This is a genomic window from Actinomadura chokoriensis (assembly GCF_041463665.1).
GTDB lineage: Bacteria > Actinomycetota > Actinomycetes > Streptosporangiales > Streptosporangiaceae > Spirillospora > Spirillospora chokoriensis_A.
In genome coordinates this window covers 106,407-121,146 of record NZ_JAXCEJ010000008.1, presented here as the reverse complement: position 1 = coordinate 121,146, position 14,740 = coordinate 106,407, and the positions used below count along the sequence as shown (strand labels likewise).

The window sequence follows — 14,740 nt, the reverse complement described above, 5'->3', positions numbered from 1 at the left end:
GTCCGCGAAGTGCTGACGGCACGTACGACTTTCTATGGACGACCGCAGGTCGCGGCGCGGTTAGCGTGGTGGTCATGAAGCGGACGAGGGTGATGGACGCGGTCCTGGCGCTCGCCGTCGCCGCGAGCACCGCGTCCGCCGACCTCGGGGCGGGACGGTCGATCGGCGAGCAGAACATCGCCTACCTCGGCTGGGATCCGCCGCTCTGGTTCTCGATCCCGGTCGGCCTGATGGCCGGGGCCGCGATCTGGTGGCGGCGGCCGCGGACGCTCGTGGTGGTGGCGCTGGCCGCGTGGGTGACGCTCGGGGCGTTCGTCGCCGTCGTCGTCGCGCAGTACCGCTTCGCGGACCGGTCGCCGTCGAGGGCCGCGACGGCGGCCACCGCGGCGCTCGCCTCCGCCGTGGTCGGCGCCGGGATCTGGCGTCTCGGCGGGGCGGACGCCGCCGTGCCGCTCACCGCCGCGATCTGCCTCGCGCCCGCGCTGCTCGGGCTGTACGCGAGGACCCGGCGGGAACTGGTCGAGGGGATCCGCGAACGCGCCGAGCGGGCCGAGCGGGAGCAGCACGAACGCGTCCTGCGCGCCCGGAGCGACGAGCGCGCCCGGATCGCGCAGGACATGCACGACGTCGTCACGCACCGGGTGTCGCTGATGGTGCTGCACGCGACCGCGCTGGAGGCGTCCGCGGGGCGGGACGCGGTCGCGATCGGCAAGCGGATCGGCGTCATCGGGCGGGAGGCGCTGACCGAGCTCCGCTCGCTCGTGGAGGTGCTCCGCGCGGACGGCGACGCACCCCTCGTCCCGCAGCCGGGTCTCGCGGACCTGGGCGAGCTGGTGGAGGAGTCCCGCCGCACCGGCATGCGGGTCACGCTCCATCTCACGGACGAGCCGGGTGCGCGTCCGCCGGCGCTCGTCGAGCACGCCGTCTACCGGGTCGTCCAGGAGGCGCTGACGAACGTCCACAAGCACGCCGGGGACGCCGAGTGCGCCGTCCACGTCCGGCAGACGCCCGACGCCCTGCGCCTCTCGGTGACCAACGGCCGCGCCGAAGGCCCGGTGGCCGGGCTGCCGAGCGGCGGGCACGGGCTGCTCGGCATCGCCGAGCGGATCAGGCTGGTGGGCGGCAGGCTGACCGCCGGGACGACCCCGGACGGCGGCTACGCCGTGACCGCCGAGGTCCCGCTGTGATCCGGGTCCTGGTCGTGGACGACGAGTGGATGGTGCGCGCGATGCTCCGCACCATCATGGAGACCGCGCCGGACATCACGGTCGTGGGTGAGGCGGCGGACGGGAACGAGGCCGTCCGGCAGGCCGCGACACACCGCCCGGACGTCGTCCTGATGGACATCCGGATGCCGCGGGCCGACGGCCTGACCGCCACGGAACGGCTGGCCGGCTCCTACCGGGTCGTCGTGCTGACCACGTTCGACCTGGACGAGTACGTGCGGACGGCGCTGCAGCACGGCGCGGTCGGGTTCCTGCTGAAGGACGCGTCGGCCGAGGAGATGCTGAGCGCCGTCCGCAGCGCCGCGCGCGGCGACGCGATGCTGTCGCCCAAGGTGACCCGGCGGCTGCTCCGCCACTTCGCGGGCGCGGGGCGTTCAGAGGCCGAGGAGCGCATCGGCGTCCTCACCGCCAAGGAGCGAGAGGTCCTCGTCGCCGTCGGCGGGGGCCTGTCCAACACCGACATCGCCGGCGCCCTCCACATGAGCGAGGCGACCGTGAAGACGCACGTCAGCCGGATCCTCGCGAAGCTGTCGCTCAGCAATCGCGTGCAGGCCGCGATCATCGCGCATCGCGCCGGGCTGCTCGATCCGCCCTCCTGAGGCTATTCCTTGCGGAGCAGCAGGAGGCCGGCCGGGAAGCGCTCGTTCTCGTCCCGGCGGCGCAGCATGCGGGCGACCTCGGCCAGCCCCGCCCGCTCCGCGATGGCGGCGACGCGGCCGACCGGCCAGCGGTGGGCGCGGATGACCTTGTGGTCGAAGGCCTCCGGTTCGTCCACGTCTCCGGACTGGAACGCCACGAGCAGGTGGCCCCCGGGCGCCAGGACGCGGTGGAACTCGGCGAAGACGCCGGGGAGGTCCGCCGGGTCCAGGTGGATGATCGAGTAGTAGGCGAGGGCGCCGGCCAGGCCGCCGTCGGGGAGCGCGAGCGAGGTCATCGTCCCCTCGTCGAAGCGCAGGTGCGGGTGCTCCGCGCGGGCCTGGGCGATCATCGCGGGCGACAGGTCGATGCCGGCGGCGTCCACGCCCAGGGAGTGCAGGAACGCCGTCACGCGGCCGGGGCCGCAGCCGATGTCGACGACGGGTCCCCGGCCCCGGACGAGGTCCGCGAACGCGCTGATCAGCGCGCGGTCGAGGGGCATGTCGTCGAGGGCGTCGCGGAAGGTGTCGGCGTACAGGACGGCGACGGCGTCATAGGCGTCTCGTGTGGCGGTTTCGGTCATGGGGGCCGACGCTAGCGGACGCGGTACCGGGCCTGCCGCGCGGACGGTCCGCCCGGCAGGAGGCCCGACAGCCCGGCCTCGATCGCGGCGGCGGCCCGGCGGCAGAACGCCCCGGGCTCGTCGGCGGCGTCCGGGCGCTCGTCGACCAGCGCGTCCGCGATGCCGTCGCGGATCAGGTCCGCCGACCGGACGCCCTGGGAGGCCGCCATCTCGTCCGCCCGCGCCGGCGTCCGGTGGACGATCACCGAGGCCCCCTCCGGCGGGAGCGGCGACAGCCAGGCGTGCCGGGCCGCCAGCACCCGGTCGGCGGGCAGCAGCGCCAGCGCCGCGCCGCCGGTGCCCTCGCCGAGGAGCAGGCAGAGCGTCGGCGCGGGCAGCGTGATCAGGTCGGCGAGGCAGCGGGCGATCTCGCCGGCCAGGCCGCCCTCCTCCGCCTCCGCCGACAGGACGGCGCCGGGAGTGTCGACCACGGTGACCAGCGGAAGCCCGAGCTGGGCGGCGAGCCGCATCCCGCGCCGCGCGACCCGCAGACCGGCCGGACCGAGCGGGTGGCCGGTGCGCTGGCTGCCGCGGTCCTGGCCGACCAGGACGCAGGGCGCCGCGCCGAAGCGGGCCAGGGCGAGCACGAGGCCCGGGTCGGCCTCCCCCTGCCCGGTGCCCGACAGCAGGGTGACGTCGGCCGCGCCGTGCCGGAGCAGTTCCCGGACGCCCGGACGGTCGGGGCGGCGGGAGCGTTCGATCGACTCCCACGCCGTCGACTCCCCCGTCGTCCCGCCGGGCGGCGCGCCCTCGGACGGCGGGTCCGCCGGAGCCGAGGGCGGGCGCCCGCACAGGACGGTCAGGGCCCGCGACGCCACCTCGGCGAGATCGTCGATGCCGACCACGGCGTCCAGCAGGCCCTTCGCCGCGAGGTTCTCGGCGACCTGGACGCCGGGCGGGAACGGCTCCCCGTGCAGGCCCTCGTACACGCGCGGGCCGAGGAAGCCGATCAGCGCGCCCGGCTCGGCCGCCGTCACGTGGCCGAGCGACCCCCAGGAGGCGAACACCCCGCCGGTCGTGGGATGCCGCAGGTGGACGAGGTAGGGCAGCCCGGCGGCGCGGTGCGCCGTGACGGCCGCCGTGATCCGGGCCATCTGCACGAACGCGGACGTCCCCTCCTGCATGCGGGTGCCGCCCGAGGACGGCGCGGCGAGCAGCGGCAGACGCTCGGCGGTGGCGCGCTCGACCGCCGCGACGATGCGGTCGGCGGTGGCGAGGCCGATCGAGCCGGCGAGGAAGCGGAACTCCGACACGACGAACGCGACGCGGCGGCCCCGCAGCAGGCCCTCCCCCGTGAGGACGGCCTCGTCGCAGCCGCTGCGCTCCCGGGCGGCGGCCAGGGCCCGGCCGTAGGGAGAGGCGGGGGGAGGCTGCCCGGTGGGCGGTTCGTCCCAGGATGTCCAGGCACCGTCGTCCAGCACGCGGCGCAGCAGCCCGCGCGCCCCGACCCGTTCAGCCACGCCGCCCCTTCCGCCGTCCTCCCAGCATGATGACCTCAAGACCGGGCCGCCTGGCATCCGGGGGTGGACACTGGGGGTGACCCGGCAGAAGGCCCGGCAGAAGAGGAGGGCACGTGTCCGAGGACATCTGCTTCGCGTCCGCCCGTGACCTGGCGCGCCGGATCCGCGCCCGCGAGCTGTCGGCGCGCGAGGTCGTGCGGGCGCATCTCGACCAGATCGAGCGCACGAACCCGCAGGTCAACGCCATCGTCACGCTGGTCGCGGAGCGGGCGCTGGAGCAGGCGCGCGACGCCGACGAGCGGCTCGCCGCCGGGGAGCGGCCGGGCCCGCTGCACGGCCTGCCGGTCGCCCACAAGGACACCCACGCCACCGCCGGGATCCGCACCACGTCCGGGTCGCCGATCTTCGCCGGCCACGTCCCGGACGAGGACGAGCTGGTCATCGAACGGATGCGCGCCGCCGGCGTCATCACGCTCGGCAAGACGAACGTGCCGGAGTTCGCCGCCGGGTCGCACACCTTCAACCCGGTCTTCGGCCTGACCCGCAACCCCTACGACCCGTCCCGGTCGGCGGGCGGCAGCAGCGGCGGCGCGGCGGCTGCGCTGGCGTGCGGGATGCACCCCCTCGCGGACGGCGGCGACATGGGCGGCTCGCTGCGCAACCCCGCGTCGTTCTGCAACGTCGTCGGGTTCCGCCCCTCGCCGGGGCGGGTGCCGTCCTGGCCGGTGCCGGCGGGCTGGTCGACCCTGGGCGTGCAGGGTCCGATGGCGCGCGAGGTCGCGGACGTGGCGCTGCTGCTGTCGGTGCTCGCCGGCCCCGACCCGCGCAGCCCCATCGCGCTGGACACGCCCGGCTCGGCGTTCGCCGGGCCGCTCGACCGGGATCTCGCCGGGCTCCGCGTCGCCTGGTCCCCCGACCTCGGCGGGACGGTCCCCGTCGACCCGGCCGTCACCGGCGTCCTCGAACCCGCCGTCAAGGTGTTCGAGGAGCTGGGCTGCGCGGTCGAGGAGGCGTGCCCCGACCTGTCCGGTGCCGACGAGGTGTTCCGCACGCTGCGGGCCTGGCACTGGGACATCATGCTGCGCCCCCTCCTGGACCGGCGCCGCGCCGACTTCAAACCGTCGCTGGCGGAGAACATCGAGGCCGGGCGCGCCCTCACCGGCGCCGACCTCGGACGCGCCGAGACCCTGCACACCGTCCTGTTCCACCGCGTGCGGGAGTTCTTCGAGCGCTACGACGCGCTGCTCCTGCCGGTCAGCCAGGTTCCGCCGTTCGACGCCGCGCTGGAGTACCCGGCGGAGGTCGCGGGGCAGCCCATGCCCGACTACCTGGAGTGGATGCGCTCCTGCTTCCTCGTCTCGGCGACCGGGTGCCCGGCGCTGTCGGTGCCCGCCGGGTTCACCGCGGGCGGGCGCGGCGGGCTGCCGGTCGGGCTGCAGATCGTCGGCCCCCACCACGCGGACCTGGCCGTCCTGCAGATCGGCCACGCGTTCGAGCGGGCGACGGGGCACGCGGCGCGGCGCCCACCGCCGGCCTCGCCATAAGGCCTGCCGCCTGCCGTAGGGCCTATCTCCTGCCGTACGGCCTACTGCCTGCCCTAGGGCCTACTGCCTGTCGAGCGGGATGCGCATGACGAACCGGGCGCCCCGGTCGCTGTCCGCGGCGACGAGCGTCCCGCCGTGCGCGCGGGCGATGTCGCGGGAGATCGTCAGGCCGAGACCGCTGCCGGAGGCCTCCCGCGCCCGCCCCTCGGGGAGCCGCTGGAACCGCCAGAAGACCCGCTCCCGGTCCTCGGGCGCGATGCCCGAGCCGTCGTCGCGGACCTCCAGGACGGCCTCCGGCCCGTCCGCCGCCACACTCACCCAGATCCGCGACTCGGCGTGCCGCTCGGCGTTGTCCATCAGGTTCGTCAGCACCCGCACGATGTGCTGCGGGGTGGCCCACACCATGACGCCCGTCGCGGCGTCGATGTCGACGGGGACGCGCCGCCTCCGCCGGCCCGTCTCCGCGCGCACCAGCTCACCGAGGTCGACGCGCTCCCGCTCGACGTGCACGCCGGCGCCGAGGCGCGCCAGGATGAGCAGATCGCTGACGATACCCTGCAGCCGGTCGGCGTCCCCGAGCGCCGCCCGCGCGACCTCCGGCCAGTCCTCGTCCTCCGGACGCTCGAGCGCCACCTCGAGCTGGGCGCGCAACCCGGTCAGCGGGCTGCGCAGCTCGTGCGAGACCTCCGCGACGAAGGCGCGCTGCCGGGACATGACGCCCGCCAGCCGGTTCAGCGTCACGTTCACCGACTCGGCCAGCTGCGACACCTCGTCGCCGGTGCCCGGGACGGTGACCCGGCGGTCGGACTCGCCGCCGGTGATCTGCGCCAGCTCCGCGCTCATCATCCGCACCGGCCGCAGCGCCCGCCGCACCGACAGCGACACGATCCAGCCGACCGCGGCCGTCGCGATGATCGCCAGCATCACGAGCAGCCCGATGAACGGGCCCCGGTACTGCGTGAACCCCTTGATCGGCGCACCGGCGTGCACGATCCGCGCGCCGTCGCGCGTCAGCACCTTCTCCGAGACGACGTAGACCCGGGCCTTGCCCGGCACGTTGACGGTGCGGTACGCCGGACGGCCCACCGTCCGCGGCTGCGGGACGTCCAGCGGGCCGCGTCCGTGCAGGGACTCGCTCGACGCGACCACGTCGCCCTGCGCGTCGACGACCTGGAGCAGGGTGAAGTCGGGGTCCTCGACGCTCAGCGTCCCGTGCGGGTCGGTCTCGCGGACGAACGTGGCCAGGTCGGCGATGACGAGGGCGCCCTGGTTCCGCAGTCCCTCGTACACGGTCTTCCGGATGGCCTGGTAGAAGAGCACGATGCCGACGGTGAGGAGCAGGCCGACCAGCAGGGTCGCGGCGGCGGTCACGCGGGTCCGCACCGACCAGCCCGACGGCGACAGCAAGCCCCCGAAGATCCGCAACCCGCCGCCCCTCCCCCTTTCCGGCACGCACACGCCGGGGGGTTGACGCAAAAGAGGTCCTACCTGGTCGTTGACCTTGCGAAACCTCGCCGCGGGCGGGACCGGCACCCGCGCGTACGGCGCCTCCCACCCCTGGGGAGCCGTCCGCGCGGGCACCGCCCTCGGTGCCGCCAGTCGCCCGTGGCCCGTGCGCCGAGGAGGATCGCGGGGGGCCGGGTCGTACTGCCGAACTGGTCCCCACTCTGCCCCCCTTCGGTGCACGCCGTGCTACATCGACGTGACGATCGCGTTTCCGTACTTCCTTCGGGAACCGGTCATAATCTGCCGCCAAACGGGGATGGACGGGCAGGAGATACGCGAGGGGGGCCAGAACACCGCATGGACGGAGACATCAGGCCGCTCAATGCGGCCGACCCGCGCCAGGTCGCCGGGCACATGCTGCTGGGCCGGCTCGGATCGGGCGGCATGGGAACGGTCTACCTCGGCGCCGACCCGGTGTCCGGCGGGCGCGTCGCGGTGAAGACGATCCACCCGCACCTGGCGGGCGACCCCGTCTACCGCCGCCGGTTCAGGGACGAGGCGTACCTCGCGAGCCGGGTCGCGTCGTTCTGCACCGCGCGGGTCCTCGCGCACGGCGAGGAGAACGGCCGCCCCTACCTCGTCACCGAGTACGTCGGCGGCATCTCGCTGCACGACCGGCTGGTCGGCGAGGGTCCGCTGCCGCCCGCCGACCTGCACGGCGTCGCCGTCGGCGTCGCGTCCGCGCTCGCCGCGATCCACGCGGCGGGGCTCGTGCACCGCGACCTCAAGCCCGCCAACGTGATGCTGACGCTGTCCGGCTGCCGGGTGATCGACTTCGGCATCGCCAGCGGCCAGGACTCCCCGGACACGGTCGAGATGTCCGGCAAAGTGCTCGGCACGCCCGGCTGGATGGCCCCGGAGGTGCTCGTCGGCGGCCCCGCGACCCCGGCCGCCGACATCTTCGCCTGGGGCTGCCTCATCGCCCACGCCGGGACGGGCCAGATGCCGATCGGCGGCGACCCCGCGACGCTGCGCACCGGGGACGCCGATCTGTCCGGGCTGCCGGAGTCGCTCGTCTCCGCTGTCCGGGCCGCGCTCTCGCCCGACCCGGCCGACCGGCCCACCGCCTCCAGCCTCCTGCTCTCCCTGGTCGAGCAGCCGCCGCCCTACGTCGGCGAACGGCCCGGGGCGGGCCCGGTGCCGCGGACCCGGCGGATCCCCAGCGTCCCGGCGCCGTCCGTCCCGGCGGGTCCGGCCGACCGGACGGGGGCCGACACCAGGGCGTTCACACCGCTCGGCATGGCCGGCGCCGTGTCCTCCACCCGGACCCGGCTGCTCGCGGGCGTCGCCGCCGCCGGCACGATCCTGATCGGCGCGATCATCGCCGGGCTCGCGCAGGACAGGACCGACCCGCCGTCCGCGCCCCTCCCGTGGACGCCGCAGGCGTCGGCGACGCCGGCCAAGCGGGCGAGCGTCGTCAAGCCGGGTGCGCTCAAGCGGCCGCAGGCGAAGCCGCAGAAGTCGAAGCACAAGCAGAAGCAGAAGCACGGCGAGCACAAGGGCGGCCGCAAGCGCGGCTGAATCGGCCGCCCGGTCAGATGCGCCAGATCAGCACGAGGGCGCAGTCGTCGTCGCGGGCCGCCGCCATCGTCTCGACCAGTTCCCGCGCGCCGTGCCCGAAGCCCTGCGGGACGAGCCGCTCCGCCTCGCCGAGCAGCCGGTCGATCCCGGCGTCCAGGTCGCTGCCGGGAGACTCCACCAGCCCGTCGGTGTAGAGGAGCAGCGCGTCGCCGGGCCGCAGCGTCCCCCGCTCGGGGACGCAGTTCAGGTCGGGCACCACGCCCAGCACCACGCCCTTGGCGGAGCTGACCCGCCAGGCGCCGCTGCCCGCGTCGAACTGCACCGCCGGCGGATGCCCCGCCGACTCGACCGTGTACTCCCCCGTCTTCAGGTCGACGACGACGTGCACGGCCGTGACGAACCCCTCGTCCCAGCGCTGGCGCTGGAGGTAGTCGTTGCAGGCGGGCAGGAAGCGGTCGGACTGGATCGATCCAAGCAGGCCACCGAACGCGCCCGACAGCATCAACGCCCGGGTTCCGGCGTCGGTGCCCTTTCCGGAGACGTCGACGAGCGCCACCTCCAGCACGTCGCCCGCGCAGGACGAGACCACGAAGTCGCCGCCGAACGACGACCCGCCCGCCTGGAGCATCACGACCTGCGAGGCCCAGCCGTCCGGCAGTTCTGGCATCTCGCCCTGCCGGCGCAGCCGGTCGCGCAGCTCCAGCAGCATCGAGTCGCCGCGCAGGCCCTGCACGCCGAGCTGCTGGCGCGTCCGGGCCAGGGTGAGCGCGAGCACCGCCGTGATCATCAGCGTGGCGATCATGCCGGGGCCGATGGCGGCCACGTCCTGCCAGGCGTTGTAGGCCACCATCACGACCACGACGCCGAGCAGCGCGACCAGGCTGCGCACCCTCAGCAGCAGCCCGCCGCCGAGCACGATCAGGACCAGCGCGCCGGACGGGGCCAGGCCGCGCGAGTCGCCGCCGGTCGCGAGCCCGATCGCGATCGCGAGGATCGCGAGGGCCGCGAAGACGTACCGCTCCCGGGTCAGCTTCCCCTGCCTGGCCCACCGGTACAGCGCCACGAGCAGCGGAATCCGGCGCAGCACGGCACGCACCCGCGGCGGAAGGAGCTGCACCAGTCGTTGAAGCATGACTCCGGCACTGTATCGAGCAATGACCCCGGGCGGTCGGTATCCGCGCCAGCCATGACCCGTTGCAACGGTCCAGCTCCGTTTTATATGGGCATGTATCTATCACCGATAGGACACATGGTGTTCTGGTGAGATCGGTGTTCCGGCGAGAGGAGACGGCGCATGGTCCAGCCCGGCATGCGGATCACGGTGGATGCGGCGATGCGTGCGCGGGACGTCTCCCGCCCCAGGCCCGACGGCGCGGAACCGCCGGCCGCCTCCGGCCCCGGCCCCGGCAAGACCGCCGAGCCCGCGAAGCGGACGAAGGCCGCCAAGAACGAACGGCGCCGCCAGGGCAAGCGCGGCGCCGCCGCCCGCAAACCCCCGGAGAACGGCCTCTGATCCGGCCCGCGGTCAGCTCTCGCGCGGCAGCGGGGGAAGCTCGCCGGTGCGCTCGTAGGCGCCGAGCATCCTGATCCGGCGGGTGTGGCGCGGCTCCTTGGAGTAGGGCGTGTCGATGAACAGTTCGAGGAACCGGGTCGCGGTGGCCAGGTCGTGCTGGCGGGCGCCGAGCGCGATGACGTTGGCGTCGTTGTGCTCGCGGGCGAGCTTCGCGATGTCGTCGTTCCACACCAGCGCGGCCCGCACGCCCTTGACCTTGTTGGCCGCGATCGCCTCGCCGTTGCCGGAGCCTCCGATCACCACACCGAGCGTTCCCGGCTCAGCGGCCGTCCGCTGGGCGGCCCGCAGGACGAACGGCGGGTAGTCGTCCACGGCGTCATAGACGAACGCGCCGCAGTCGACGGCCTCGTGCCCGTTCTCCTTCAGCCAGGAGACCAGGTGCTCCTTCAGCTCGAAGCCGGCGTGGTCGGATCCAAGAAAAACGCGCATGGACGAATTCTCGCAGGCCGGTGGGCGTTGTGCGCGCGCGGGTCAGGTCAGGAGTCAGGCGTCCTCGCCGTTCCGCTTGCGGTCGATGACCGTCCGGCCGTCGAGGTCGAGATCGTCGGCCTCGGATGTGTCGCCCTTGTCCGCGTCTCCCTCGGCCTTGGCCGGCGCCCGGGGGGCCTGCTCGGGGGTCTGCTCGGGGACCTGCTCGGGCGCCGGGGCGGACGGCTGCTGCGGGACGGGCGGCTGCTGCGGCACCGGCGCCGCGCCGAACTGCTGCGGCGCGGCCTGCGGCTGCGGGTACGGCTGCTGAACGGGCTGCTGCGGCATGGGTTGCTGGACGGGCTGCTGGGGCATGGCGCCCCAGGCCTGCTGCGGCTGGCCCTGCGGCGGAACGTACGGGACGGCCTGCTGCTGCATCGGCTGCTGGGCCATCGGCTGCCCGTAGGGCGGCTGCTGCATCGGCATCCCGGGCCGCTGCGGCGCGTACTGCCCTGGCTGCTGCGCGACCGCGCCACGGGAACGGCTCAGGAGGTAGCCGAGCAGCATGCCGAGACCGGCGAGCCAGCCGTAGGCGAAGCCGAAGGACGCCCCGTGGGAGACCGAGTTGAAGACGTTGGGGCCGCGGTCACTGGACAGGTCGAATGCCCAGCTGAACAGGACGCCCTGGATGAAGCCCGCGACGCCGCCCGCGACCGTCGTGGCCCACCAGCCGGTCGCCATGGCGCCGAGCGCGCCGCGGTTCGGGTCGACGGCGCGGGCGCCCGCCAGTGCGAGCAGGATCAGCAGGACGAAGAACAGCACGGTGCTGAGGTCCATCGCGACGACGATCTTCCACGGGGGGCCGGTCAGCCCCCACCTCGGGAACAGCGCCCACCACAGCGGCGGCGCGATCCCCTCGTCGTAGCGGATCCCCGTGTCGTTGATCGCCTCGACGACCCACTGGTTGCCGAAGAGGATCGAGATGAGGGCGATCGGAACGACCGCGCCGCCCGCCATGACCAGCATCCGCCGCATCGTCATGGCGGGCAGAGTAGTGGGGATCACTGCCCTCCGGTAGGCCCGGTATCACCCCGCGTAGGCGGGGCCGGCGGCGGCCGGGAAGCGGAAGTCCGGGTCGACCTGCGTTTCCAGGTCCTCCCCGGCCGCGCGGCTGGCCCAGCTCCGCGCGTTCTTCACGTGGAACTCGACGGCCTGGCGCTGGAACTTGTCCCAGTCCTTGACGCGCGCGTCGACCTCGGCGCGCATGCGGTCGAGCGCGGCGGTGTTGCCGTCCTCCAGCGCGACGCCGTGCCGGCCCTGCTCCAGCGCCCGGACGGCGGCGGACTGGCCGAGCCACGTCAGCAGGTCGTCGCCGACGTGCTCGCGCAGGTAGGCGACGTCCTCCTCGCACTGGACCTTGTTGCCGACGACCCGGATCGCGACGTCGTAGTCGCGCGCGTACTCGGTGTACTGCCGGTAGACGCCGACGCCCTTGCGGGTGGGCTCGGCGACCAGGAACATCAGGTCGAACCGCGTGAACAGCCCGGAGGCGAACGTGTCGGCGCCCGCGGTCATGTCGACGACGACGTACTCCCCCGGACCGTCCACGAGGTGGTTGAGGTAGAGCTCCACCGCGCCGGTCTTGGAGTGGTAGCAGGCCACGCCGAGGTCGTCGTCGTTGAACGGGCCGGTGGCGAGGAGCGTGACGCCGTCGACCTCCTGGCCGGCTTCGTGGAACGGGTCGTCGCCGCGGAACCGCAGCAGCCGCGAGCCCGCCCCGGGCGGGGTGGTCTTGACCATGGCGGACGCGGAGGAGACCCGCGGGTTGTCGCCGCGCAGGTGCTCCTTGATCTCGGTGAGCCGGTCGCCCAGCGCGGGGAGCTTGGCGGCGCGGGCCTCGTCCAGGCCGAGCGCGACGCCGAGGTGCTGGTTGATGTCGGCGTCGATGGCCACCACCGGCAGCCCGCGCCCGGCCAGGTGCCGGACGAACAGCGACGACAGGGTGGTCTTGCCGCTGCCGCCCTTCCCGACGAACGCAACCTTCACGAATGCCTCATTTCGGAGATGAAAACCGTTACCAGTGTCGAGACATCCGAGTCTTGCGAAGGGCGGACGGCGAGGCAAGCGGAACGGCCGAAGACGCCGCGACTCACCGAACCGCGAGCTCCGGACCACGACTCACCGGACCGCGAGCTCCGGACCACGACTCACCGGACCGCGAGCTCCGGACCACGACTCACCGAACCGCGAGGTCCGGACCGCGAGGTCCGGACCGCGAGGTCCGGACCGCGATGAGGCGGATCAGGTCGTCAGCGGACCGCGGCGGCCGGGTCGAACCCGAACGGGAGCTCCAGGCGGTGGGCGGCCAGCAGACCGGCGTCCAGGAGGAGGTCGCGGGTGGGACGGTCCGCCGTGACGACGCCGCCGGAAAGGATCACCGAGCGCGGGCACAGCTCCGCCGCGTACGGGAGATCGTGCGTGACCATCAGGACCGTCACGTCCAGGCTGCGCAGGATCTCGGCCAGCTCGCGGCGGCTCGCCGGATCCAGGTTGGAGGACGGCTCGTCCAGCACGAGGATCTCCGGCTCCATCGCGAGGACGGTGGCGACGGCGACGCGGCGGCGCTGCCCGAAGCTGAGGTGCTGCGGCGGGCGGTCGGCGACGTCCAGCATGCCGACGCGGGCCAGCGCGTCCCTGACCCGGCGGTCCAGCTCGGCGCCGCGCAGGCCGAGGTTGGCGGGCCCGAACGCGACGTCCTCGCGGACGGTCGGCATGAACAGCTGGTCGTCGGGGTCCTGGAAGACGATGCCGACGCGGCGGCGGATCTCCCGCAGCGCCTTCTTGTCCTTCGGATCGACCGCGAGGCCGCCGACCCTGACCTCGCCCATGCCGCCGTGCAAGATGCCGTTCAGGTGCAGGACGAGCGTCGTCTTCCCGGCGCCGTTCGGCCCGAGCAGCGCGACCCGCTCGCCGCGCCCGATCGCCAGGTCGACGCCGAAGAGGGCCTGCGTGCCGTCCGGATAGGCGTAGGCGAGGCCCTGCACGTCCAGGGACCGGACTTCCGGGGACGGCTCTTCCACGATCATGACGTCATCCATGCGACCAGGGTTACCAGGGCGGCGGTCAGGGGCAGGACGGCGGCCGTCGTCCACTGCGCGCCCGTCGCGCCCACGTCGTGCATCACGGGCATCCGGCCGTCGTATCCGCGGCTCACCATCGCCAGGTGGACGCGCTCACCGCGCTCGTAGGAGCGCAGGAACAGCGCGCCGACCGACTTGGCGAGCACGCTCGTCGCACGGATGTCACGCGCCTCGAAGCCGCGGGACGCGCGCGCCACCTTCATCCGTCCGAGCTCCGCCGTGACGACGTCCCCGTAGCGCAGCATGAACGTGGCGATCTGCGTGATGAGCGACGGCATCCGCAGCCGCTCGATGCCGAGCAGCAGCAGCCGCGGCTCGGTCGTCGCGGCCAGCAGGATCGACGCGACGACGCCGAGGGTGCCCTTGGCGAGGACGTTCCAGGCGCCCCACAGCCCGCTCTCGCTCAGCCGCAGCCCCAGCACGGTGATCTTCTCGCCCTCGGCGACGAACGGCATGAGGAACGCGAACGCGACGAACGGCACCTCGATGACGATCCGCCGCGCCACCGTCCGGAACGGGATCCGGGCGGCGGCCGTGACGGCCGCGAGCAGCAGCGCGTACACGCCGAACGCCCAGATCCGCTCGCGCGGCGTGGCGACGACGAGCAGCACGAACGCCAGAACGGCGACGAGCTTGCACTGCGGCGGCAGCCGGTGCACCGGCGACGCGCCCGGCACGTAGAGCCGGTGCGCGTGCCCCGCGCCCATCAGCCCTTCCGCGCCGGCTCGGACGGCGCCTTCTCGTCCTGCCCGGGAGCCTGCCCGGAGCCGGACCCGGACCCGGACTCCGACTCGGTCCCGGGCTCGGGGCCGCGCCGCCGGACGGCCCAGAACAGCCCGCCGCCGACGAGCAGCACGAGGCCGACGCCGACGACCCCGGACAGCCCGCCCGACAGCCGGGCGTTGTCGACGCCCTTGACCCCGTAGTCGCCGAACGGGGAGTCCTTGAGCGAGTGGTCCTTCTCCTTGGCGCTGATGCCCTTGTCCTCGGCGACCTTCTCCAGCCCGTCGGGGTGGCCGGACGCGTAGTAGCTGACGATCCCGGCGAGGACGAGCGAGACGAGCAGGAACCCGGCGAAGAAACGCTTGGTGTTCATGTGGATTC

General features: G+C 74.0%; 15 protein-coding genes. 5 read left to right on the top strand and 10 right to left on the bottom strand.

All coding sequences use genetic code 11. The features are described 5' to 3' along the window. Nucleotides 1-74 precede the first annotated feature (74 nt). Both SM418_RS15590 and SM418_RS15585 read left to right on the top strand, forming a co-directional pair. Nucleotides 75-1,187: a sensor histidine kinase gene (locus SM418_RS15590; protein ID WP_371941381.1), complete on the top strand. Its 1,113-nt coding sequence runs from the start codon at nt 75-77 to the stop codon at nt 1,185-1,187. After that, complete coding sequence (locus tag SM418_RS15585; RefSeq protein WP_371941383.1) at nt 1,184-1,825, top strand: response regulator; 642 nt, start codon at nt 1,184-1,186, stop codon at nt 1,823-1,825. The genes SM418_RS15590 and SM418_RS15585 overlap by 4 nt, the downstream gene beginning before the upstream one ends. Nucleotides 1,826-1,827: 2 nt before the next feature. Here SM418_RS15585 and SM418_RS15580 read toward each other — a convergent pair whose 3' ends face one another. Both SM418_RS15580 and SM418_RS15575 read right to left on the bottom strand, forming a co-directional pair. Then, nucleotides 1,828-2,445 carry a class I SAM-dependent DNA methyltransferase gene (locus SM418_RS15580; RefSeq protein ID WP_371941385.1) on the bottom strand — a complete coding sequence of 206 codons (618 nt, stop codon included), beginning with the start codon at nt 2,443-2,445 and terminating at the stop codon, nt 1,828-1,830. 11 nt (nt 2,446-2,456) lie between these two features. Continuing rightward, nucleotides 2,457-3,944: a carboxyl transferase domain-containing protein gene (locus SM418_RS15575; protein ID WP_371941387.1), complete on the bottom strand. Its 1,488-nt coding sequence runs from the start codon at nt 3,942-3,944 to the stop codon at nt 2,457-2,459. A gap of 113 nt (nt 3,945-4,057) precedes the next feature. Between SM418_RS15575 and SM418_RS15570 the strand changes: the two genes are divergently transcribed. Next, nucleotides 4,058-5,488, top strand: a complete 1,431-nt coding sequence (locus tag SM418_RS15570; RefSeq protein ID WP_371941389.1) for an amidase — start codon at nt 4,058-4,060, stop codon at nt 5,486-5,488. Between the two features lie 60 nt (nt 5,489-5,548). Here the strand turns inward: SM418_RS15570 and SM418_RS15565 are convergent, their stop codons facing one another. After that, nucleotides 5,549-6,895, bottom strand: coding sequence for a sensor histidine kinase (locus SM418_RS15565; RefSeq protein ID WP_371941391.1), 1,347 nt, complete (start codon nt 6,893-6,895; stop codon nt 5,549-5,551). A gap of 396 nt (nt 6,896-7,291) precedes the next feature. On the opposite strand from SM418_RS15565, the gene SM418_RS15560 reads away from it, so the two are divergent. Then, complete coding sequence (locus tag SM418_RS15560; protein ID WP_371941393.1) at nt 7,292-8,515, top strand: serine/threonine-protein kinase; 1,224 nt, start codon at nt 7,292-7,294, stop codon at nt 8,513-8,515. Between the two features lie 13 nt (nt 8,516-8,528). Here the strand turns inward: SM418_RS15560 and SM418_RS15555 are convergent, their stop codons facing one another. Further along, entirely contained in the window at nt 8,529-9,647 is a 1,119-nt protein-coding gene (locus tag SM418_RS15555) for a PP2C family protein-serine/threonine phosphatase (protein WP_371941395.1), read from the bottom strand. A gap of 162 nt (nt 9,648-9,809) precedes the next feature. On the opposite strand from SM418_RS15555, the gene SM418_RS15550 reads away from it, so the two are divergent. Next, nucleotides 9,810-10,028, top strand: coding sequence for a hypothetical protein (locus SM418_RS15550; RefSeq protein WP_371941397.1), 219 nt, complete (start codon nt 9,810-9,812; stop codon nt 10,026-10,028). Nucleotides 10,029-10,040: 12 nt separating this feature from the next. Here SM418_RS15550 and SM418_RS15545 read toward each other — a convergent pair whose 3' ends face one another. The 6 genes from SM418_RS15545 to SM418_RS15520 form a co-directional block, all read right to left on the bottom strand. Continuing rightward, complete coding sequence (locus SM418_RS15545) at nt 10,041-10,517, bottom strand: ribose-5-phosphate isomerase (RefSeq protein ID WP_371941399.1); 477 nt, start codon at nt 10,515-10,517, stop codon at nt 10,041-10,043. Between the two features lie 54 nt (nt 10,518-10,571). Continuing rightward, a complete protein-coding gene (locus tag SM418_RS15540; RefSeq protein WP_371941401.1) occupies nt 10,572-11,537 on the bottom strand; it encodes a hypothetical protein in 966 nt (321 codons plus the stop codon). A 45-nt stretch (nt 11,538-11,582) separates the two neighbouring features. Continuing rightward, nucleotides 11,583-12,542, bottom strand: a complete 960-nt coding sequence (locus SM418_RS15535) for an ATP-binding protein (RefSeq protein ID WP_371941403.1) — start codon at nt 12,540-12,542, stop codon at nt 11,583-11,585. 263 nt (nt 12,543-12,805) lie between these two features. Continuing rightward, the gene (locus SM418_RS15530) at nt 12,806-13,594 is read right to left on the bottom strand and encodes an energy-coupling factor ABC transporter ATP-binding protein (protein WP_371941405.1); all 789 of its coding nucleotides are present in this window, start codon (nt 13,592-13,594) and stop codon (nt 12,806-12,808) included. Beyond that, complete coding sequence (gene cbiQ / locus SM418_RS15525; RefSeq protein ID WP_371941407.1) at nt 13,579-14,343, bottom strand: cobalt ECF transporter T component CbiQ; 765 nt, start codon at nt 14,341-14,343, stop codon at nt 13,579-13,581. The genes SM418_RS15530 and cbiQ overlap by 16 nt, the downstream gene beginning before the upstream one ends. Beyond that, nucleotides 14,343-14,732: a PDGLE domain-containing protein gene (locus SM418_RS15520; RefSeq protein WP_371941409.1), complete on the bottom strand. Its 390-nt coding sequence runs from the start codon at nt 14,730-14,732 to the stop codon at nt 14,343-14,345. Before SM418_RS15520 ends, cbiQ begins: the two co-directional genes overlap by 1 nt. Between the last annotated feature and the right edge of the window lie 8 nt (nt 14,733-14,740).